The 20,414-nt window shown below is 71.5% G+C and carries 18 protein-coding genes and 1 riboswitch; of the genes, 14 read left to right on the top strand and 4 right to left on the bottom strand.

What is annotated here, in order from left to right; all coding sequences use genetic code 11:
• Window positions 1–19 precede the first annotated feature (19 nt).
• From ACIRJR_RS13560 to ACIRJR_RS13580, 5 genes are all read left to right on the top strand, one after another.
• Window positions 20–829: a c-type cytochrome gene (locus tag ACIRJR_RS13560; RefSeq protein ID WP_403778557.1), complete on the top strand. Its 810-nt coding sequence runs from the start codon at window positions 20–22 to the stop codon at window positions 827–829.
• Window positions 826–1,878 (top strand): Rieske 2Fe-2S domain-containing protein, encoded by a 1,053-nt coding sequence (locus tag ACIRJR_RS13565; RefSeq protein WP_403778560.1) that lies wholly within the window; start codon window positions 826–828, stop codon window positions 1,876–1,878. Before ACIRJR_RS13560 ends, ACIRJR_RS13565 begins: the two co-directional genes overlap by 4 nt.
• Window positions 1,875–3,500 carry a cytochrome bc complex cytochrome b subunit gene (locus ACIRJR_RS13570; protein WP_403778563.1) on the top strand — a complete coding sequence of 542 codons (1,626 nt, stop codon included), beginning with the start codon at window positions 1,875–1,877 and terminating at the stop codon, window positions 3,498–3,500. The genes ACIRJR_RS13565 and ACIRJR_RS13570 overlap by 4 nt, the downstream gene beginning before the upstream one ends.
• Before the next feature lie 122 nt (window positions 3,501–3,622).
• On the top strand, window positions 3,623–4,687 hold the full coding sequence (gene trpD / locus ACIRJR_RS13575) for an anthranilate phosphoribosyltransferase (RefSeq protein WP_403778565.1): 1,065 nt from the start codon (window positions 3,623–3,625) through the stop codon (window positions 4,685–4,687).
• Between the two features lie 84 nt (window positions 4,688–4,771).
• A riboswitch (SAM riboswitch) is annotated at window positions 4,772–4,889 on the top strand.
• Window positions 4,890–5,070: 181 nt separating this feature from the next.
• Window positions 5,071–6,447: an aminotransferase class V-fold PLP-dependent enzyme gene (locus tag ACIRJR_RS13580; RefSeq protein ID WP_403778568.1), complete on the top strand. Its 1,377-nt coding sequence runs from the start codon at window positions 5,071–5,073 to the stop codon at window positions 6,445–6,447.
• Window positions 6,448–6,524: 77 nt separating this feature from the next.
• Here ACIRJR_RS13580 and ACIRJR_RS13585 read toward each other — a convergent pair whose 3' ends face one another.
• Together ACIRJR_RS13585 and ACIRJR_RS13590 are read right to left on the bottom strand one after the other, a co-directional pair.
• Window positions 6,525–6,806 (bottom strand): Lrp/AsnC family transcriptional regulator, encoded by a 282-nt coding sequence (locus ACIRJR_RS13585; protein WP_103513978.1) that lies wholly within the window; start codon window positions 6,804–6,806, stop codon window positions 6,525–6,527.
• Window positions 6,803–7,555, bottom strand: a complete 753-nt coding sequence (locus tag ACIRJR_RS13590) for a rhomboid family intramembrane serine protease (RefSeq protein WP_403778571.1) — start codon at window positions 7,553–7,555, stop codon at window positions 6,803–6,805. The genes ACIRJR_RS13585 and ACIRJR_RS13590 overlap by 4 nt, the downstream gene beginning before the upstream one ends.
• A 165-nt stretch (window positions 7,556–7,720) precedes the next feature.
• Here ACIRJR_RS13590 and ACIRJR_RS13595 point away from each other — a divergent pair, with 165 nt between their 5' ends.
• The 5 genes from ACIRJR_RS13595 to ACIRJR_RS13615 all read left to right on the top strand — a co-directional run bounded on the left by ACIRJR_RS13595 (window position 7,721) and on the right by ACIRJR_RS13615 (window position 13,214).
• A complete protein-coding gene (locus ACIRJR_RS13595; RefSeq protein ID WP_014156692.1) occupies window positions 7,721–7,963 on the top strand; it encodes a hypothetical protein in 243 nt (80 codons plus the stop codon).
• Between the two features lie 37 nt (window positions 7,964–8,000).
• Window positions 8,001–9,362 (top strand): NYN domain-containing protein, encoded by a 1,362-nt coding sequence (locus ACIRJR_RS13600; RefSeq protein WP_403778734.1) that lies wholly within the window; start codon window positions 8,001–8,003, stop codon window positions 9,360–9,362.
• Between the two features lie 296 nt (window positions 9,363–9,658).
• Window positions 9,659–10,684 carry an NlpC/P60 family protein gene (locus tag ACIRJR_RS13605; protein WP_403778574.1) on the top strand — a complete coding sequence of 342 codons (1,026 nt, stop codon included), beginning with the start codon at window positions 9,659–9,661 and terminating at the stop codon, window positions 10,682–10,684.
• Window positions 10,685–10,921: 237 nt separating this feature from the next.
• Window positions 10,922–11,944 carry an NlpC/P60 family protein gene (locus ACIRJR_RS13610; protein ID WP_403778577.1) on the top strand — a complete coding sequence of 341 codons (1,023 nt, stop codon included), beginning with the start codon at window positions 10,922–10,924 and terminating at the stop codon, window positions 11,942–11,944.
• Between the two features lie 16 nt (window positions 11,945–11,960).
• On the top strand, window positions 11,961–13,214 hold the full coding sequence (locus ACIRJR_RS13615) for a hypothetical protein (RefSeq protein WP_403778580.1): 1,254 nt from the start codon (window positions 11,961–11,963) through the stop codon (window positions 13,212–13,214).
• On the opposite strand, the gene ACIRJR_RS13620 is transcribed toward ACIRJR_RS13615, so the two are convergent.
• The gene (locus ACIRJR_RS13620; RefSeq protein WP_403778583.1) at window positions 13,171–14,424 is read right to left on the bottom strand and encodes a glycosyltransferase family 87 protein; all 1,254 of its coding nucleotides are present in this window, start codon (window positions 14,422–14,424) and stop codon (window positions 13,171–13,173) included. The two genes, ACIRJR_RS13615 and ACIRJR_RS13620, sit on opposite strands and share 44 nt — an antisense overlap.
• Window positions 14,425–14,501: 77 nt before the next feature.
• Here ACIRJR_RS13620 and ACIRJR_RS13625 point away from each other — a divergent pair, with 77 nt between their 5' ends.
• The gene (locus ACIRJR_RS13625) at window positions 14,502–15,644 is read left to right on the top strand and encodes a glycosyltransferase family 4 protein (RefSeq protein ID WP_403778586.1); all 1,143 of its coding nucleotides are present in this window, start codon (window positions 14,502–14,504) and stop codon (window positions 15,642–15,644) included.
• Window positions 15,645–15,734: 90 nt separating this feature from the next.
• On the opposite strand, the gene ACIRJR_RS13630 is transcribed toward ACIRJR_RS13625, so the two are convergent.
• Window positions 15,735–17,531 carry an AMP-dependent synthetase/ligase gene (locus tag ACIRJR_RS13630; protein WP_403778589.1) on the bottom strand — a complete coding sequence of 599 codons (1,797 nt, stop codon included), beginning with the start codon at window positions 17,529–17,531 and terminating at the stop codon, window positions 15,735–15,737.
• 280 nt (window positions 17,532–17,811) lie between these two features.
• On the opposite strand from ACIRJR_RS13630, the gene ACIRJR_RS13635 reads away from it, so the two are divergent.
• From ACIRJR_RS13635 to ACIRJR_RS13645, 3 genes are all read left to right on the top strand, one after another.
• The gene (locus tag ACIRJR_RS13635) at window positions 17,812–18,621 is read left to right on the top strand and encodes a metallophosphoesterase (RefSeq protein ID WP_403778592.1); all 810 of its coding nucleotides are present in this window, start codon (window positions 17,812–17,814) and stop codon (window positions 18,619–18,621) included.
• A 120-nt stretch (window positions 18,622–18,741) separates the two neighbouring features.
• Window positions 18,742–19,191, top strand: a complete 450-nt coding sequence (locus ACIRJR_RS13640; protein ID WP_073747652.1) for an SRPBCC family protein — start codon at window positions 18,742–18,744, stop codon at window positions 19,189–19,191.
• A 4-nt stretch (window positions 19,192–19,195) separates the two neighbouring features.
• A complete protein-coding gene (locus tag ACIRJR_RS13645; RefSeq protein ID WP_403778595.1) occupies window positions 19,196–20,377 on the top strand; it encodes an ArsA-related P-loop ATPase in 1,182 nt (393 codons plus the stop codon).
• The last annotated feature ends 37 nt before the right edge of the window (window positions 20,378–20,414 follow it).

The following is a 20,414-nucleotide window of genomic DNA, read 5'->3' on the forward strand; positions in this document are numbered from 1 at the left end:
CCTGACACCGGGGTAATCCGTGAAAAAGCTCTCCGCACGACGACGCCATCCGCTGGCGGCGGTCGTCGTACTACTCCTCGCGCTGGCGGCCACCGGGGGGCTGTACGCCGCGTTCGCGCCTGCGGGTAAGGCGCAGGCCGACGAAACCGCCCAGTCCCTCGCCATCGACGAGGGCAAGAAGCTCTACTCCGTGGGCTGTGCAAGCTGCCACGGATCCGGCGGTCAGGGCACCACCGACGGGCCGTCCCTCGTGGGCGTCGGCTCCGCCGCCGTCGACTTCCAGGTCGGTACCGGACGCATGCCGGCTCAGCAGCCGGGTGCCCAGGTCCCGAAGAAGAAGGTCATCTACAACCAGGCCGAGATCGACCAGCTCGCCGCCTACGTCTCGTCCCTGGGCGCCGGTCCGATCACGCCCACCAAGAGCCAGGTCGACCCCTCGGGCGCCGACGTGGCCAAGGGCGGCGACCTGTTCCGCACGAACTGCGCGCAGTGCCACAACTTCACCGGTGAGGGCGGTGCCCTGACGAAGGGCAAGTACGCCCCGAGCCTCGAAGGCGTGAGCCCGAAGCACATCTACGAGGCCATGCAGACCGGCCCGCAGAGCATGCCCTCCTTCCCGGACAGCACCATGCCGGAGCAGGAGAAGAAAGACATCATCGCGTACATCAAGACCGTCAACGGTGATGAGTCCGAGACCCCCGGCGGGCTCTCGCTCGGTGGCCTCGGCCCCGTCAGTGAAGGTCTCTTCGGCTGGATCTTCGGCCTGGGCGGCCTGGTCGCCATCGCCGTATGGGTCGCGGCCCACACCGCTAAGGCCAAGAAGTCATGAGTAGCCAACAGATTCCAGAAGAGAACCTGCCGGTAGAGCAGGGCACCGCGCACGGCGCGGTAGAGGGTGCGGGCGACCCGTTCGCCGACCCCGGGCTGCCGGCCCACAGGCCGCGCATCCAGGACATCGACGAACGTGCCGCGAACCGCTCCGAGCGAGCCGTCGCGTTCATGTTCACGCTGTCGATGCTGGCGACGATCGGCTTCATCGCCTGTTACGTCATCTTCCCGGTCGACAAGATCGTCTACATCTGGCCGTTCGGCCATGTGAGCGCGCTCAACTTCTCCCTGGGTCTGACCCTGGGGCTGGCGCTCTTCTTCATCGGCGCGGGCGCCGTCCACTGGGCGCGCACCCTGATGTCCGACGTGGAGGTGGCCGACGACCGGCACGCCATCGAGGCGACCCCCGAGGTCAAGGCCAAGGTCATGGCCGACTTCGCGGCCGGTGCCGCGGAGTCCGCGATCGGGCGGCGCAAGCTGATCCGTAACACCATGTTCGGCGCGCTGGCCCTGGTGCCGCTCTCCGGTGTGGTGCTGCTGCGCGACCTCGGTCCGCTGCCGGAGAAGAAGCTCCGCTCGACCCTGTGGGCCAAGGGCAAGCAGCTCGTCAACATGAACACCATGGAGCCGCTGCGTCCCGAGGACGTCGTCGTCGGTTCGCTGACCTTCGCCATGCCCGAGGGCCTGGAGGAGGACGCGCACGACTTCCAGACGCAGATCGCCAAGGCCGCCCTGATGATCATCCGCATCGAGCCGGACAACATCAAGGACAAGCGCGAGCGCGAGTGGGCCCACGAGGGAATCGTGGCCTTCTCCAAGATCTGCACCCACGTCGGCTGCCCGATCAGCCTGTACGAGCAGCAGACGCATCACGTGCTCTGCCCGTGCCACCAGTCCACCTTCGACCTCTCCGACGGCGCCCGCGTCATCTTCGGTCCGGCCGGTCACGCCCTTCCGCAGCTGCGGATCGGCGTGAACAGCGAGGGCAACCTCGAGGCGCTCGGTGACTTCGAAGAGCCCGTCGGTCCTGCCTTCTGGGAGCGCGGATGAGTACTGCGACGGAAACACAGCGCAAGGCGCCCGCCGGTGAGCGGGTGGCCGACTGGGCGGACGGCCGGCTCGGCATCTACGGCCTGGCCAAGGCCAACATGCGCAAGATCTTCCCGGACCACTGGTCCTTCATGCTCGGTGAGATCTGCCTCTACAGCTTCATCATCATCATCCTCACGGGTGTGTACCTGACGCTGTTCTTCCACCCGAGCATGAACGAGGTCGTGTACCACGGCTCCTACGAGCCGATGCAGGGCATCCGGATGTCCGAGGCCTACGCCTCGACCCTGGACATCAGCTTCGACGTCCGCGGTGGTCTGCTCGTCCGGCAGATCCACCACTGGGCAGCGGTGATCTTCCTCGCCGGCATGTTCGTGCACATGTTCCGGGTGTTCTTCACCGGCGCGTACCGCAAGCCGCGTGAGATCAACTGGCTGTTCGGCTTCCTGCTCTTCGTCCTCGGCATGTTCACCGGGTTCACCGGCTACTCGCTCCCGGACGACCTGCTCTCGGGCACGGGTGTGCGCTTCACGCAGGGCGCCATCCTGTCGATGCCGATCGTGGGCACGTACATCTCGATGTTCCTGTTCGGCGGGGAGTTCCCCGGCGGAGACATCATCGCCAGGTTCTACTCGATCCACATCCTGCTGCTGCCGGGCATCATGCTCGGGCTCGTGGTCGGCCACCTCATCCTGGTCTTCTTCCACAAGCACACGCAGTTCGCGGGTCCCGGACGCACGAACAAGAACGTCGTCGGCATGCCGCTGCTGCCGGTCTACATGGCCAAGGCCGGGGGCTTCTTCTTCCTGGTCTTCGGTTTCATCGCGATCATCGCGGCGATCGCCACGATCAACCCGATCTGGGCGCTCGGCCCCTACCGTCCCGACCAGGTGTCCACGGGCGCCCAGCCGGACTGGTACATGGGCTTCGCGGAAGGCTTCGTCCGTGTGATGCCGGGCTGGGAGATCAACCTCTGGGGCCACACACTGGTCCTGGGCGTGCTCATCCCACTGGTCCTGTTCGGGCTGATCCTCGGGGCGCTGGCGCTCTACCCGTTCATCGAGTCGTGGATCACCGGGGACAAGCGCGAGCACCACATCCTGGACCGTCCGCGCAACGCTCCGACCCGCACCGGTCTGGGTGTCGCCTGGGTGACGATCTACTTCGTCATGCTGATCGGCGGCGGCAACGACATCTGGGCGACCCACTTCGACCTGTCGCTCAACGCGATCAGCTGGTTCGTACGGATCGCCTTCTTCGTCGGCCCGGTCCTGGCGTTCGTCGCCACCCGGCGGATCTGCCTCGGCCTCCAGCGCCGCGACAAGGAGAAGGTGCTGCACGGGCGCGAGTCCGGCACCATCAAGCGCCTGCCGCACGGTGAGTTCGTGGAGATCCACGAGCCGCTCGGCCCGGGGCAGCTCCACACGCTCACGGCGCACGAGCAGTACAAGCCGGTCGAGATCGGCCCGACGGTCGACGAGAACGGTGTCGAGTGCAAGCCGTCGGCGCTCCAGAAGCTGCGGGCCAGGCTCAGTCGGAGCTACTACGGCGAGGACAACCAGATCGCCAAGCCCACCGCCGAGGAGTACAAGGAGATCACCAGCGGCCACGGCCACCACTGATCGCCTCAGCTGAACGCCACAGCAGGAGCCCCGTCCATCCGATGGACGGGGCTCTTCGCTGCCCCCGGGGCTGGATAGGGTGGAGGCATCCTTGTACCGGCTGTGGACCCCAGGAGCGGACCATGAACGTTGTGACCCCGGACGGCGGCGACAGCGTGGCGGTCCCTACCTGGCCCGGCGTGCTGACCCCCCTCCTGCGCGGTGAGGACCTGAGCGAGGACGACACCGCCTGGGCCATGGACCGCATCATGAGCGGCGAGGCCTCGGACGTGCAGATCGCCGGCTTCGCGATCGCGCTGCGCGCCAAGGGCGAGACCGTCGAGGAGGTCAGCGGGCTGGTCCGTGCCATGTACGAGCACGCCCACACCATCCACGTGCCCGGCCGCACGGTCGACATCGTGGGGACCGGTGGCGACATGGCCAAGACGGTCAACATCTCCACCATGTCCGCGATCGTCGTCGCGGGGACGGGCGCGAAGGTCGTCAAGCACGGCAACCGGGCCTCCTCCTCGGCGAGCGGGGCCTCCGACGTCCTGGAGAAGCTCGGCGTCAATCTCGACCTGACGCCGCAGCGCGTCGTGACGGTGGCCGAGGAAGCGGGCATCACCTTCTGCTTCGCCGTGAAGTTCCACCCGGCCCTGCGGTACGCGGCGAGGGCCCGTAAGGAGCTCGGCACGCAGACCACCTTCAACATCCTGGGCCCGCTCACCAACCCGGCCCGGGTGCGCTCCCAGGCCGTCGGGGTCGCCGACGCGAGGATGGCGCCCATCGTGGCGGGCGTGCTGGCGGCCCGGGGGAATTCGGCGCTCGTCTTCCGGGGCGACGACGGACTGGACGAGCTGACCACCACGGCGACCTCGCGGGTCTGGACCGTCCGCGAGGGCGTCGTCCGCGAGGAGGCGTTCGACCCGCGCGACGTCGGCCTGGACCTGGTCCCCGTCGAGGCGCTGCGCGGCGCCGACGCCTCGTACAACGCGGATGTGGCCCGGCGGCTGATCGGCGGGGAGACCGGCCCCGTACGCGACGCGGTGCTGCTCAACTCCGCCGCGGCGCTGGTCGCCCTGGACCCGGGCGAGGGCCCGCTGAACGAGCGGATCGCGGCCGGCATGGCACGGGCAGCCGAGTCGATCGACTCGGGCGCTGCCCAGAGGGCGCTGGAGCGCTGGGTGGCGGCCAGCAACGCCTGAGGACCACGGGTGTGAGCAAGGGCGTGGTCCGCATCGCGGACCGCGCCCTTGCGCGTGGGCACGGGTATGGCAAGATGCTGCGCAGGTCATGAGTGACAGCGACTACGGCCCCGGCCCGCTGTCCGGCAACCCTCCGTCCGTGGCGGGGTGCCCCGGGTGAAGACCAGGCCGCAGGCAGCGAGGTCTGCGGCAAGCGCGGGCCCCTCGGCATCGACGTATGCCACCCCTTGGGGTCCTGGTCCCAGGGAGACTCTTGTGAGCAAGCGAATGCGATAGGGCTCGACGCCCTTCTTCGCGCACCCCTCTTTCTTCATTCCCGCGCTGCCGCGTCCTGCTCGGATCGCCGGCGCGAGGATCTCGCCTGCCTCTCACGGGAGTTCGTCATGTCTGTCTCCACCCTTGCCGCCGACCAGTCCGTTTGTGCGCCTCTGCCGGTTCTGGGATCGGATGTCACCGTTCCGCTGGTGACGGGCGGAGATGTCACCTACGCCGCCCTGGACTACGCGGCCAGCGCCCCGGCCCTCCAGAGGGTGTGGGACGACGTCGCCGCCTACGCCCCGTACTACGGCAGCGTGCACCGCGGTGCCGGCTACCTCTCGCAGCTCTCCACCGACCTGTTCGAGAGCAGCCGGGTGACCGTGGCCGAGTTCCTCGGCTGCAGGGCCGACGACCAGGTGGTCTTCACCCGCTCCACGACCGACTCCCTCAACCTGCTGGCCGCCGCGCTGCCCGCCGGCTGCCAGGTGTTCGTCTTCGAGACCGAGCACCACGCCTCCCTGCTGCCGTGGCGGGACGCCCGGGTGACCTACCTCGACGCTCCGCGCACCCCGGAGCAGGCGGTCGCCACGCTGGAGCGGGCGCTGGCCGGCCGTGACCCCCACGTGCCCGCGCTGGTCTGTGTCACGGGCGCGTCCAACGTCACCGGTGAGCTGTGGCCGGTGAGGGAGCTGGCCGCCGCCGCCCACGCCCACGGTGCGAGGATCGTGCTCGACGCGGCGCAGCTGGCGCCCCACCACCCGGTGGACATCGCCGGACTGGACGTCGACTGGGTCGCCTTCTCCGGCCACAAGCTGTACGCCCCCTTCGGCTCGGGCGTCCTCGCGGGCCGGGCCGACTGGCTGGTGGACGCGGAGCCCTACCTCGCGGGCGGAGGCGCCTCCCGCAAGGTCGCCCGGCGCACCGACGGCGGTGTGGACGTCGAGTGGCACACCACCGCGGCACGCCATGAGGCCGGATCGCCCAACGTCATCGGCGTCTACTCCATCGCCGCCGCCTGCAAGGCCCTGACCGAGGCGGGCTTCGACTCGCTCGTCGCACGGGAGCAGCGGCTGGTGAGCCGCGTCCGGGAGGGCCTGGCCGGCGTCCCCGAGGTCAAGGTGCTCTCCCTCTTCGGTGACGACGCCCCGAGGGTCGGCGTCATCTCCTTCGTGGTCGAGGGATGGAACAGCTCGCACTTCGCCGCGGCGCTCTCCGCCGAGTACGGCATCGGCGTGCGCGACGGACTGTTCTGCGCCCACCCGCTGGTGCGGACCCTGCTGGGCAGCGAGCCGCAGGACCCGGGCGAGTGCGGCGCCCCGGAGGCCGCGCCGGGGGAGAGGTCCCTCAACGCCATCCGGGTGAGCTTCGGCGCCGGTACGCCGGACGAGCACATCGAGCGGTTCGTCGGGGCCGTCCGGGAGCTGGTGAGCAAGGGCGCCCGCTGGACCTACCGCACCGAGGAGGGCCGCTGCGTGCCCGACCGGGGCGCCGCACAGGTCTGACCGGTCCGGATACGGCTCCGGCCGGGGACGGGAGGCGTCACCTCCCGTCCCCGGCCGGAGCCGTACGCGCAGCCGGTCTAGGCGTCGAGGCCGATGGCGAAGGCCGCCTCGAGGTCGTGCTGCGAGTAGGTGCGGAACGCCACGTGGGTGTCGGTGGCCTCCACGCCCTGGATCTTGCTGATCCGGCCCGGGATGACATCGGCCAGATCGTCGTGCCGGGCCACCCGGACCATGGCGATCAGGTCGTACGTACCGGTGACCGAGAAGACCTCGCTGACGCTGTCCAGCGCGGCGACAGCCTCGGCGATCTCGGGAATCCGGTCGACACTGGTTTTGATGAGCACGATCGCGGTGATCACGGCTGGCTTTCTCCCTCGGTGGCCGTGGCTGGAGACTTCACTCTAGTCCCACCCCGGAAGCGCACCCAGGCGTAGAGGAACCCGGCCACGAACCCCGCGACGTGCGCGAGGTACGCCACGCCCGGGCCGCTGCCCGCGCTCCGCGCCGCCAGCCACTGCAGGGCGAACCAGAACACGAGCACGATCCAGGCGGGGAAGCGCAGCGGGAGGAAGAAGAGGAAGGGGAAGAGGCTGGTGACGCGTGCCCGGGGGAAGAGGTAGAGGAAGGCGCCGAGCACCGCCGAGATCGCCCCCGACGCGCCGACCAGCGTCTGGTCGGAATCAGCGTGCGCCACCGCGTAGGCCACCAGGGCGAAGTAGCCGCAGGCGAGGTAGAAGAAGGTGAACTCGGCGCGGCCCATACGCTCCTCGGTCATCGCGCCGAACACGTACAGGAAGAGCAGGTTGCCCAGCAGGTGCAGCCAGCTGCCGTGCACGAACAACGCGGTCAGCGGTGTCAGCGCGGCGTGGGCCGAGCCGTCCAGCAGCTCGCTGGGGATCACGCCCCACCGCTCGAAGTACCCGGCCTGGGCGGCCAGGAGCGCGTCGGCGCTGCCGTGGGCGGGGTTGAACCCGGAGAGCGGGCTGATCAGGAACACCGCGCAGCACAGCGCGACGATCCCGTACGTGACCGGGGCGCCGCCCGCCACGGCCGCCGCCCCGAGCTCCCGGGCCCGCTCCCGCCAGTGGACGTCCCCTCGATCGATCACGTACAGAGCATGACGCACCCGGTGAGAACGGGACAGACCGCCTCGCCGTGTCGATAGGTATGCGCGAGGCCGTAGGGTTGCGGCAGGACATCCGCAGTTCGACGGCGCACCGCGAGATCGAAGACCTGGGCACGCACGAGACACCCGACGAAAGAGGACGCAACGATGACGACGGTTCCCCAGCCGACGGACGGGACCCGCTGGCGCTGCACGCTCTGCGGCAACCTCACCCGTTTCGATGTGACGCGCTCCTCGAAGGTCGTGGAGTACGTGCATCTCGACCTGGCCGGGGAGTCGAGTGTCGAGGAGCGTGAGGTGGTCAGTGAGACCATCGAGTCGGTGCGCTGCCGTTGGTGCAACGCGGTGGACCAGATCGAGCTGGTCGACAGGCCGGGTGCCGACTCCTGACGGGGCCGTGCGGACAGACATATTGGGGTGATGGATGGTGGAGCAGCCGACAGGCGGCGCCGGGCCGGCCGACGCGGCCGACGGCACCGCGGAGTCGCTCGACCGTCCGCTGCCCGAGGGCGTGCGGCGCAAGGTCGTGGCGCTGGTCTCCGATGCCTTCGGCGGCCTGACCGTCGGCGAACTGCCCTCCCAGCTACGGCAGTACGCCCGCTTCACCCCGAGCAGGCGCGCCAAGTTCGCGGGCAACGCGATGGCCGCCGCGCTGGAGAGCGATCCCGCGTTCCGGCGGCGCATCGGCGAACGCATCGGCCAGACCCAGCCTGAGCTGACCGAGGCGCTCACCTCCGGTGCTCCCCCCGCCGCGGCCGACCCGGTCGACGTGGCGGCCGCCGCCTACGTGCTGCGCCCCGCCGGATGGGCCAAGCTCGTGTCGGCGGCGGGCGAGGAGGTCCAGCGGGCGCACGCCGAACGGGCCGACGAGGAGACCAGGCGCGAGCTGGAGCGGCTGCGCGAAGAGCTCGACCACGCGCGCGGGCAGACCAGGGCCGACACCGAGAGGCTGCGTTCGGAGCTGGAGGCCTCCCGCAAGGAGACCGACTCCCTGCACCGCAAGCTGCGCAGCGCGCTCAGCGAGGTGAAGCGCGGGGAGGCCGCTCTGCGCAAGGCCGGGTCCGAGGCCGACGCCGTGCGGGCCGAGGCGGCGGCCCAGGTCTCCGCCGCCGAGAGCGAGTCCCGCCGGCTCAAGGCGCGGCTGGCGGAGGCCGAGGCCTCCGTCGAGGCGGGACGCCGGGCCGCCAGGGAGGGCAGGTCGGTCGAGGACATGCGGCTGCGGCTGCTCCTGGACACCGTGCTCGACGCGGCTCAGGGCCTGCGCCGTGAACTGGCCCTGCCTCCCTCGTCGATCCGCCCGGCGGACGGTGTCGAGGCGGTGGAACCCGGCCGGATGTCGCCGAAGGACATCGCGGCCAGGGCCCTTTCGGAGACCGATCCGGCGCTCCTCGACCAGCTCCTCGCCCTGCCGCAGGCGCATCTGATCGTCGACGGCTACAACGTCACGAAGACCGGCTATCCGCAGATGCCGCTGGAGAAGCAGCGGTTGCGCCTCCTGGGCGGTCTCTCGGTCCTCGCGGCCCAGACCGGCGCCGAGATGACCTGTGTCTTCGACGGCGCCGAACTGGCCGTTCCGGTGCTGCTGGCGCCGCCCCGCGGAGTCCGCGTGCTGTTCAGCAAGGCCGGGGTTACCGCGGACGAACTGATCCGCCAACTGGCCCGTGCCGAACCGCCGGGCAGACCGGTCGTCGTGGTCTCCACGGACCGTGAGGTCGCCGACGGGGTGGCGAAGGCGGGGGCGAGGCCGGTCGCGTCCGCCTTGCTCCTGAAGCGGCTTTCGCGCGTCTGAGGCGTCTTGTGAGACATGGGCGGCTTGCCGGAATTCGGGGAACGTACCGTCAACTCTCCGCTACGCGCAGTGTGATGAAAGTAAAGAAGTGCCTGGTGTGACGAGATTTTGCTCGTGAGGATTTGAACTGATCACAAGATGGTCACTAGGGTCAGGCCTCGAACCTTCGCACGGTTGATTGCCCATCCGGGGTGACAGCGAAGGAACCGCCGAGTCCGTGACGTGCACGGAGCCGGGGATTCGTATCTGTCCCCCACAGCCCGGTAGGCGGCTCGAGGAAGAAGGAGCTCGCCTTCGTGGCGTCCCACCGTCGTCCCAAGCAGCCGAGCCGCACCCGTGTGACCGTGCTCACCGCGACCGCAGCCGCAGCCGTGGCCCTGACCTCCCAGGCAGCCCACGCCGACCCCAAGCCGACCAAGAGCGAGGTCAAGGCGAAGGTCGACAAGCTCTACCACGAGGCCGAGGTCGCCACCGAGAAGGCGAACGGCGCCAAGGAGCAGCAGGACGAGCTCAAGAAGCAGGCCGACGCACTCCAGGACAAGGTCGCGCGCGGCCAGGACGAGCTCAACTCCCTGCGCGGCGAGCTCGGTTCGCTGGCCACCGCGCAGTACCGCTCCGGCGGCCTCGACCCGTCGGTCCAGCTGCTGCTCTCCTCGGACCCGGACAGCTTCCTCGACCAGGCCTCCGCGCTCGACCAGCTGACGGCCAAGCAGGCCGAGTCGCTGCAGAAGATCCAGGCGAAGCAGCGGACCCTGGCGCAGCAGCGCACCGAGGCGCAGGCCAAGCTCGCCGACCTCGCCGACGTCCGCGAGACCCTGAACGAGAACAAGAAGAAGTACCAGGGCAAGCTCGCCGACGCCCAGAAGCTGCTGAACACCCTCACCGCCGCCGAGCGGGCCAAGATGGCCGAGGAGGAGCAGCGCGCCAGCCGCGCGGCCGGTGACCGGGTCGACCTCGGCAACGAGGTCCCCGCGTCCGCACGCGGCGCCGCGGCCCTCCAGGCCGCCTCCACGCAGCAGGGCAAGCCCTACGTCTCCGGCGGCACCGGCCCCAACTCGTTCGACTGCTCGGGTCTGACCCAGTGGGCGTACGCCCAGGCCGGCGTCCAGCTCACCCGCACCACGTACACCCAGATCAACGACGGCCCCCGCATCGGCCGCAGCGCCCTAAAGCCGGGCGACCTGGTCTTCTTCAACAACACCTCGCACGTGGGCCTGTACGCGGGGAACAACCAGATCCTGCACGCGCCGAAGCCCGGTGCCGTGGTCCGTTACGAGTCGATGGACTACATGGGCACCTTCCAGTTCGGCGTGCGCCCCTGACGCCCGAACGGGCGAATCACGGCACCCCGCGACGACACCCCGCCCCGCCGGAGACCACAGGTCTCCGGCGGGGCGCCGTCGTTTCCGGCCCGTCCGCCTCCCGGCGTGCCCTTTGGCCGCCGCGTAGTCGTCCGGTTACTGTCTGCGCTGCCGTGCAGCTCCCGGTCGTCGGCCCGCCCGCCCCGGGCGGCAGGGGCTGCGCACGTCTGCGTACAGCGGAAGGGAGTGCGGCTTCCTGTGGTGTCGCATCGCCGCCCCACCCGGCCCGGCCTCAACCGTGGCGTCCGGGCCACCGTCCTGTCCGCCGCCGCGGCCACCGCGGCGGCCACCCTCAACGCCGCGCCCGCGGGCGCCGTCCCGGAGGACACCCACGAGACGGCCAGGGCCGCGGTCGACCGGCTGTACGCGGAGGCCGAGCGCGCCACCGAGCAGTACAACGCGGCCCGGGAGAACCTCGGCCGGCAGCGTGACCGGATCGCCGGGGCGCAGGACGCGGCGGCCCGCGCGCAGGAGGACATCAACCGGATGCGGGCGTCCCTCGGATCGATGGCCGGCGCGCAGTACCGCTCCGGAGGCATCGACCCCTCGGTCGCCCTGCTGCTCTCCTCGGACCCGGACACCTTCCTGGACCGGGCCGCCGCCCTGGACCGCGTCGGCGAGCGCAGGGCCGTGACGCTGCACAAGCTCCACCGGGCCCAGCACAGGATCGCCCAGATCCGTGCCGAGGCCACCGGGGCCCTGGCCGCCGCGGAACGCGACCGGGCTTCCGTGGCACGCCACAAGCGCACCGTGGAGGGCAGACTGGCCCGGGCCCGGCAGCTGCTGCAGGCGCTGCCCGCCGCCGACCGCGAGTCGCTCGGCCGTGCGTCGCGCTCAGGCCCGGACACGGCGCTCGGAGCCGAGGCCCCCGGCTCCGCGCGCGGTCTGGCGGCGCTCGTGGCGGCCCGGGGGGCTCTGGGCCGCCCGTACGTGTGGGGCGCCAACGGGCCCTCGGGGTTCGACTGCTCCGGCCTGATGCAGTGGGCGTACGCGCAGGCGGGGGTCGGTCTGCCCCGCACCTCGCAGGCCCAGCGGTACGCGGGCCGCATGGTGCCGCTCTCGCAGGCGAGGCCCGGAGACCTGGTCGCCTACCGCGCGGACGCCGGCCACATCGGGATGTACGCGGGGAACGGCCGGGTCATCCACGCCCCGTACCCCGGCGCCCCGGTGCGCTACGACCCCGTCGGCATGATGCCCGTCTCCTCGGTCACCCGCGTCTGACCGTACGATCGGCGGGATGGCTGTTCGGACGCAGGACGCGAGGCGGGAGCGCACCCGCAGGCGGGGCACGGCAGGCGCCGTGCTCGCCGCCCTGCTGCTCGCGCCCGCGTGCTCCGGCCCCCGGGACACCGCCACCGGGATCACCGCCCAGGAGGTCGGGGCCACCCTGGACCGCCGGGCGGCGGCGGTCATGGAGCACGACACCGCCGCCTACCTGGCCGCGCTCGACCCCGGGGCCGCCTCCTTCCGTGCGGCGCAGCGCACCGAGCTGCACAACCTCTCCGACGTACCGCTGGAGTCATGGGCGTACGAGGTGAAGGGCGTGACCGGTGGAGGGGCGGGCCGGGTCACCGCCGAGGTCGAGCTGCGCTACCGGATCGAGGGCTACGACGAGGCGCCCGTGTCCTCCTCGCGCACGGTGGAGCTGGTCCGCCGCGGCGAGGGCCGCACCTGGTACATAGCCGCCGACCGGTCCGCCGACGGCGCCCCGGGCCAGCTCTGGCAGCAGGGGGACGTCGAGGTCGTACGGGGCACGCACAGCCTGGTCCTCGGGGTCGGGCGGAGGACGGCGGAGCTGCGCCGCATCGCCGCCACCGCGGACCGGGCCGTCCCGGCCGTCACCGGCTCCTGGCCGGAACCCTGGGCGGAACGGGTCGTGGTGCTCGTCCCGGGGTCCGTGGAGGACATGGCGGGGCTCCTCGCCTCACCCGCTGCCAGCTACCGGGGCATAGCAGCCGTCACCACGGGTGAGGTCGGCGGCGGCGGCCGGGCCCCGGCGGACCGGGTGATCGTCAATCCGCAGGCGTACGGCATGCTCGGCGACTTCGGGCAGCGGGTCGTCCTCACCCACGAGACCACCCATGTGGCGACCCGCGCGCACACGTCCGCGGCCACCCCGGTCTGGCTCTCCGAAGGCCTCGCGGACCGGACCGCCTACCGCCAGGAGAGCCGCACCGCCCCGGAGATCGCCCCGGAGCTCGCCGAGGCGGTCCGGCGCGGTGACCTTCCCGCGCGGCTGCCGGATGACGAGGACTTCGGCTTCGGCGGGGACGCCGCGAAGCTCGCGCGGGCCTACGAGAGCAGCTGGCTGGCCTGCGAGCTGATCGCCCGGGACTGGGGCGAGGAGAGGCTGATCGCCTTCTACAAGGCCGTGGGGAGCCGTTCGGAGCGGGACGGGGCCGTGGAGCAGGCCATGCACACGGTGCTCGGCACCACGCCCGCGGACTTCACGGCGCGCTGGCGGGAGTATCTGCGCGACCGGCTGGCCTGATCTCCGCCCCCCGCCCCTCGCGCGCCCCCGGCACGGTCTCCCGCCACAGCCGCCGGCCCGCGCTCACCGCCGCCACGACCAGCAGGCCGTTGCGTACGGCCATGAGCGCCACGCCCTCGGCGTCACTGGCCACCACGTGCGCGAAGCCGAGCGGGAACTCCAGCAGCGTGACGGCGGTGGCCACCAGCACCAGGCACGCGGGCGGCGCCATCCGGCTGCCCCGGAACACCAGGCACACCGCGCCGACACCGAGCGGCCACACCATGTACTGCGGGCTGATGACACGGCTGGTCACGGTGAACAGCAGCACCGCGGTGAACGCCGCGTCCGCCGGGGTGTGAACGGAGAACGTCCGGGCCCGCAGCCGCCAGACCAGCAGCCAGCCGAAGGCCAGCACGCTCAGCGCCAGGGCCAGCGTGCTCACCAGCGCCACGTGCGGTCCGGCGAACTCCATCGAGCCGTAGCGGAGCTCCACCCGGCCCTCCCAGCCGAACTGCCGGGCCACGTGGAAGACCAGGGCCCCCAGCGACTCGATCTCCAGCCCGCGGTCCCGCTGGAACGTGAGGAAGGCGAAAGCGCCGGGCAGTGCCACCGCCGACACCAGGGCCAGCGCGGCCGCGGTCACGGCCGCGGCCGACCAGGACCGGCGCGTGTCCCTGCCCGGGGCGGTGCCCACCAGCAGCAGCGCCGGCCACACCTTCAGCAGGGTGCCGAAGGCGGCCAGCGCCCCCAGCACCCTCGGGTGCCGCACACCCGCCAGCAGCGCCGCCACCGCCACGGCCGTCACCATCAGGTCGTAGCGGGCGTACACGGTCGGCCCCAGCAGCGGCACACCCGCCACCCACAGCCACGCGCCCGCGGCACGCGCGCCCGGACGGCTCCCCGCGTACAGCAGCAGCCCGAACACCAGGGCGTCGCAGAGCAGGACGAGGACGAAGAAGGCGGAGGCGTACTCCAGGAAGGGCAGCAGATCCGGCGAGAGCACGGCGAGCGCGGCGGCGGGCGGGTACTGCCAGGTGACGTCGTCCAGCGGGTACGAGCCGTCGCGCAGCACCTCGTACCAGCCCCGGTAGATCGCGGAGACGTCGCTCGTGACATCGGGGCCCGGCACCGTGAACACCTTGAAGACGCAGAGCAGCAGCACCGCCCGGGTGAGGCCCCACACGGCGAGGGACGGAGCCCGGCCTCCCCGGCCACTCGTACCTGTCATGACCGCCATGATGCAGGCCCCGCCCGTACGGGAGCCGTCAGGCAGGGCCGTCGGGCCGCCCGGTACTGTCGGCGGCGATGGACAAGACGCTGATCGTGACGAACGACTTCCCGCCGCGCCCCGGCGGCATCCAGGCATTCCTGCACAACATGGCGCTGCGCATGGACCCCGAGCGGCTCGTCGTCTACGCCTCCACCTGGAAGCGCGGCGCGGAGGGCGCCGAGGCCACCGCCGCCTTCGACGCCGAGCAGCCCTTCACCGTCGTACGCGACCGTACGACGATGCTGCTGCCCACCCCGCGGGTCACCCGGCAGGCCGCCGGGCTGCTGCGTGAACACGGCTGCGCCTCCGTGTGGTTCGGCGCGGCCGCACCCCTCGGGCTGATGGCGCCGGCGCTGCGCAGGGCCGGCGCCCGGCGGATCGTGGCCACCACGCACGGCCACGAGGCGGGCTGGGCCCAGCTGCCCGCGTCCCGGCAGTTGCTGCGCCGCATCGGCGAGGGGACCGACACCCTCACCTACCTCGGCGAGTACACCCGGTCCAGGATCGCCGCCGCGCTCACACCGGAGGCCGCGGGCCGCATGGCGCAGCTGCCGCCCGGGGTCGACGAGAAGACCTTCCGCCCGGACTCCGGCGGCGACCGGATCAGGGCACGGCTCGGACTGACGGACCGGCCCGTCGTCGTGTGCGTGTCACGGCTCGTCCCGCGCAAGGGCCAGGACACCCTGATCCTCGCCATGCCCGCGATCCTGGCGCGGGTGCCGGACGCCGTCCTGCTGATCGTCGGCGGCGGCCCGTACGCCGGGCAGCTGAAGAAGCTGGCCGCCGAGACCGGCGTCCAGGACTCCGTGCGCTTCACCGGGCCGGTGCCCTGGGAGGAGCTCCCCGCTCACTACGGGGCGGGCGACGTGTTCGCCATGCCCTGCCGCACCCGGCGCGGCGGGCTCGACGTCGAGGGCCTCGGCATCGTCTACCTGGAGGCGTCCGCGACCGGACTCCCCGTCGTGGCGGGCGACTCCGGCGGTGCCCCGGACGCCGTGCTCGACGGCGAGACCGGGTGGGTGGTCCGGGGCGGCTCCGCCGAGGAGTCCGCCGACCGGATCGTCACCCTCCTCGGGGACCCGGAGCTGCGCCGGCGCATGGGGGAGCGGGGCCGCGCGTGGGTCGAGGAGAAGTGGCGCTGGGACCTTCTCGCGGGAAAGCTCGAAGCGCTGCTCTGAGCGCGCGCGGACCGCGGACGCGACGAGGGCCCGCACCATGACCGGTGCGGGCCCTGCGTCGTGCGTGTCCGGCGTCGTAGGCGTCCGGGCTCAGCCGCGGTAGATCGACTCGACCTCGTCGGCGAAGTCCTTCGCCACGACGTTGCGCTTCAGCTTCAGCGAGGGGGTGATGTGGCCCGCCTCCTCGGTGAACTGCGCCGCCAGGACACGGAACTTGCGCACGGACTCGGCCTTGGAGACCGCGGCGTTCCCGTCGTCCACCGCCCGCTGCACCTCGGCCAGCAGCTCGGGGTCCTCACGCAGCGAGACCGCCGTCGAACCGGCCGGCTTGCCGTTCTCCTCGGCCCAGCGGGAGAGGAACTCCTCGTCGAGGGTGAGGAGCGCGCCGACGAACGGCCGTCCGTCACCGACCACCATGCACTCGGCGACCAGGGCGTGCGCGCGGATCCGGTCCTCGATCACCGCCGGAGCGACGTTCTTCCCGCCCGCCGTGACGATGATCTCCTTCTTGCGGCCCGTGATCGCGAGATAGCCGTCCTCGTCGAGCGTGCCGATGTCTCCCGTGTGGAACCAGCCGTCGGCCAGTGCCTCGGCGGTCGCCGACTCGTTGCCCCAGTACCCGGTGAACAGGTGCTCGCCGTGCAGCAGCACCTCGCCGTCGTCGGCGATGCGCACGACCGAACCCGGCAGCGGCTGGCCGACCGTACCGATCTTCTGGCGGTCCCACGGGTTGAAGGCCGTGGCGGCGCAGGTCTCGGTGAGGCCGTAGCCCTCCAGGACCGTGAAGCCGATGCCGCGGAAGAAGTGGCCGAGCCGCTCGCCCAGCGGCGCGCCGCCCGAGATGGCGTACTCGCCGCGACCGCCGAGCACGGCCCGCAGCTTGCTGAACACCAGCTTGTCGAAGACCTTGTGCTTGACCCTCAGGCCCACCGAGGGCCCTTCCGGAGTGCCCAGCGCGCGGCTGTAGGCGATCGCCGTGTCGGCGGCCCGGTCGAAGATCCCGCCCTTGCCGTCGGCCTGCGCCTTGGCGCGCGCCGAGTTGTAGACCTTCTCGAACACGCGGGGCACACCGAGGATGAGCGTCGGCCGGAAGGAGGCCAGCTCGTCGGTGAGGTTCTTGATGTCCGGCACGCAGCCGAGCTTGATCGGAGCCATCACCGAGGCGACCTCGACCAGCCGGCCGAAGACGTGCGCGGCGGGGAGGAAGAGCAGGACGGAGCACTCGCCGGTGCGGAAGAGGGGCTTGAGCCGCTCCACGATGTTGCCGCACTCCGCGAAGAAGCTGCGGTGCGTCAGCACACAGCCCTTGGGGCGGCCGGTGGTGCCCGAGGTGTAGACGATCGTCGCCGGGTCGTCGGCCTTGGCGCTCACCATGCGCAGGTCCAGGGTCTCGTCGGAGACTCCGGCACCCGCCGCGACGAGCTCGCCGACAGCACCGCGGTCGATCTGCCAGACGTGCCGCAGACCGGGAAGCCGGTCTCGCACGGCGGCGACGGAGTCCGCGTGGGTGTCGCTCTCCACGACCACCGCGACCGCACCCGAGTCGCCGAGTATCCACTGGACCTGCTCGGGCGAACTGGTCTCGTACACCGGAACGGTGACGGCGCCCGCGCTCCAGATGGCGAAGTCGAGCAGGACCCACTCGAAGCGGGTCCGCGACATGAGCGCCACCCGGTCACCGGGCCGGATGCCCGACGCGATCAGGCCTCTGGCCGTGTCTCTGACCTCAGCGAGGAACCGGGTCGCCGTGACGTCCGTCCAGACACCGGCGACCTTCCGGCTCATCACCGCGACATCGGGATGCTGAGCGGCGTTGCGGCGGATGAGATCCGTCAGGTTGCCGTCCGTAGGGACCTCGTACAGGGCCGGAAGGCTGAACTCGCGCAAGACTGCTGCTCCTCATCGGGCTCCGGTTCCACGGCTCTGTGCGACGCACCGGATCGGTCCAAGACTGGCAGATGCTCAGTGGGGTGAGCACGACTGGACTGGCGGGACGTTACCCACCGGTACTCGATTCCGGAAAGGGGTTTCCGGCCAGATGTCTCATGCATCACACATATCGGTGGTCCTTCGGCGCACATTAGTCCACCCGTGTCCCGATCCGGAAGTAATCGCAGGTCCGGCGGCCTCTACCCAGAGCAGCGACCGGAGACCTAGGGTGATCTCCATGCGAGCCGGCACACCGCACAATCAGCACACGACCCCCACTCCGCGGACACGCGTGCACGTGGTCAGTGACGTGCACGGCAACGTGGAGGCACTGGCACGCGCCGGGGACGGCGCGGACGCCCTGATCTGCCTGGGGGACCTCGTCCTCTTCCTCGACTACGCCGACCACTCGCGCGGCATCTTCCCCGACCTGTTCGGCGTCGCCAACGCCGACCGGATCGTCGAGCTGCGCACCGCGCGCCGCTTCGAGGAGGCGCGCGCCTTCGGCCGCCAGCTGTGGGCGGGCCTGGACCGCAACGCGGCGATCCTGTCCGCCGTACGCAAGCAGTACGCCGAGATGTTCGCCGTGATGCCCACCCCGACGTACGCCACCTACGGCAACGTCGATGTCCCCACGCTCTGGCCCGAGTACGCCAATTCGGGTACCACGGTGCTCGACGGCGAGCGGATCGAGATCGGCGGCCGGGTGTTCGGCTTCGTCGGGGGCGGGCTCAGGACCCCCATGAACACCCCGTACGAGATCAGCGACGAGGAGTACGCCGCCAAGGTCGAGGCGCTCGGCCCCGTGGACGTCCTCTGCTCCCACATCCCGCCGGACGTCCCGGAGCTGACGTACGACACCGTGGCCCGGCGCTTCGAACGCGGCAGCCGCGCCATCCTCAACGCCATCCACCGCACCCGGCCCCGCTACGCGATTTTCGGCCATGTGCACCAGCCGCTGGTCCGCCGGATGCGGGTCGGCGTCACCGAGTGCGTCAACGTCGGACACTTCGCCTCCACCGGCCGTCCCTGGGCCCTGGAGTGGTGAGCGACACGGCCGGGGCCCGCGGGCCGGGGCGCGGACGGGAGGGCCGCGGTCACGCGATAGCCTGCACACGGCAGGCCTCTGCCGAACGCGACCGGTACACCGCACTGGAGGGCCACGGCGATGGCTGAACACACCAGCTCGAGCATCACGATCGAGGCGGCACCGGCCGACGTCATGGGAGTGATCGCCGACTTCGCGCGCTATCCGGAATGGACCGGCGAGGTGAAGGAGGCCGAGATCCTGGCCACCGACGACCAGGGCCGTGCCGAGCAGGTCCGCCTGGTCCTGGACGCCGGAGCGATCAAGGACGACCACGTCCTCGCCTACACCTGGAACAGCCCGTACGAGGTCGGCTGGACCCTCGTCAAGTCCCAGATGCTGCGCGCCCTCGACGGCAGTTACGCGCTGGCGCCGCTGGGCGACGGCGACCGCACCGAGGTCACCTACCGGCTCGCCGTCGACGTGAAGATCCCGCTCCTCGGCATGATCAAGCGCAAGGCCGAGAAGGTCATCATCGACCGCGCCCTCGCCGGGCTGAAGAAGCGCGTCGAGTCCGTCCCGAAGGCCTGATCCCGTGCGTACGGTCCTCGTCACCGGCCCCGGCGGCGCGGGCCGTACCACCATCGCGGCGGCGACCGCGCTCGCCTCGGCCCGCGGCGGCCGGCGCACCCTCCTGGTCTCCGCCGACGCGGTGCCCGCCTTCCCCGCGGGCGCCGGGCCCACCGAGGCCGCCGAGCGGCTCGACTTCGCCCGCATCGACTCCGCCGCGCACTTCCGCGAGGAGCTCATCGAGCTCCAGAGCCGGGCGTCCGGGGTGCTCGACCTGCTCGGCGCCAACCGGCTCGACCGCGAGGAGCTCACCGAGCTGCCGGGCAGCGCGCAGCTCGCCGTCCTGCACACCCTGCGCCGGGTCGCCGAGGGCGACTGGTCCGAGGCCGGCTACGAGGTCCTCGTGGTCGATCTGCCCCCGCTCGCCGACGCCCTCGCGCTGCTCGCGCTGCCCGGACAGCTGCGCCGCTACCTCCGCCGTCTCCTGCCCCGGGAACGCCAGGCCGCCCGCGCGCTGCGCCCGGTGCTCGCCCAGCTCGCGGGCGTCCCCATGCCGGCGCAGTGGCTGTACGAGGCCGCCGCCCGCAAGGACGCCGAACTGGCCGCCGTCCAGGTGCTGATCGAGGACGACGCGACCACCGTGCGGCTCGTCGCGGAGCCCGGGCAGGCCGCGGGGGAGGCACTGGGCGCGGCCCGCACGGGACTCGCCCTGCACGGACTGCGCGTCGACGCCGTCGTGGCCGCCAAGGTCCTGCCCCGCCACTCCGGCGACCCCTGGTTCGCGGATCTCGCCGCCGGCCAGGAGAAGTGCCTGGACCACTGGCACCAGGAGTGGGCGCCCGGGACCCCCGTACGCGAGACCGCCCACCTCGGCCGCGAGCCGCGCACCCTCGACGACCTGGCTCTGCTCGCCGAGGCGTGCGCCCCGGACGACAGGGAACCGGGACACGCCGGGGGCCCCTGGTGGACCGAGGACGCCGGCGACGGCGTCATCGCCTGGTGCCTGCCCCTGCCCGGTGCGGTCAAGGAGGACCTCGGTCTCGTACGGCGCGGCGACGAACTGCTCCTCACCGCGGGGCCGTTCCACCGGACCGTGCGCCTGGAGTCCGCGCTGCGCCGCTGCACCGTCTCCGGAGCCGCGCTGACCGACGGCGTCCTGCGTGTCCGGTTCACACCTGACCCCGCGCTCTGGCCCCGGACACAATGAACGGCGTACCACCGTTCGGGTAACGTCGGTAGTACGT

Source organism: Streptomyces sp. NPDC102402 (assembly GCF_044765765.1).
Classification (GTDB): Bacteria; Actinomycetota; Actinomycetes; order Streptomycetales; family Streptomycetaceae; genus Streptomyces.

Coding starts and splice junctions, on each gene's coding strand:
- trpD (WP_403778565.1), top strand. CDS start 3,623: ATGAACGTTGTGACCCCGGACGGCGGCGACAGCGTGGCGGTCCCTACC.
- ACIRJR_RS13620 (WP_403778583.1), bottom strand. CDS start 14,424: ATGACAGGTACGAGTGGCCGGGGAGGCCGGGCTCCGTCCCTCGCCGTG.
- ACIRJR_RS13580 (WP_403778568.1), top strand. CDS start 5,071: ATGTCTGTCTCCACCCTTGCCGCCGACCAGTCCGTTTGTGCGCCTCTG.
- ACIRJR_RS13565 (WP_403778560.1), top strand. CDS start 826: ATGAGTAGCCAACAGATTCCAGAAGAGAACCTGCCGGTAGAGCAGGGC.
- ACIRJR_RS13570 (WP_403778563.1), top strand. CDS start 1,875: ATGAGTACTGCGACGGAAACACAGCGCAAGGCGCCCGCCGGTGAGCGG.
- ACIRJR_RS13595 (WP_014156692.1), top strand. CDS start 7,721: ATGACGACGGTTCCCCAGCCGACGGACGGGACCCGCTGGCGCTGCACG.
- ACIRJR_RS13635 (WP_403778592.1), top strand. CDS start 17,812: ATGCGAGCCGGCACACCGCACAATCAGCACACGACCCCCACTCCGCGG.
- ACIRJR_RS13640 (WP_073747652.1), top strand. CDS start 18,742: ATGGCTGAACACACCAGCTCGAGCATCACGATCGAGGCGGCACCGGCC.
- ACIRJR_RS13625 (WP_403778586.1), top strand. CDS start 14,502: ATGGACAAGACGCTGATCGTGACGAACGACTTCCCGCCGCGCCCCGGC.
- ACIRJR_RS13615 (WP_403778580.1), top strand. CDS start 11,961: ATGGCTGTTCGGACGCAGGACGCGAGGCGGGAGCGCACCCGCAGGCGG.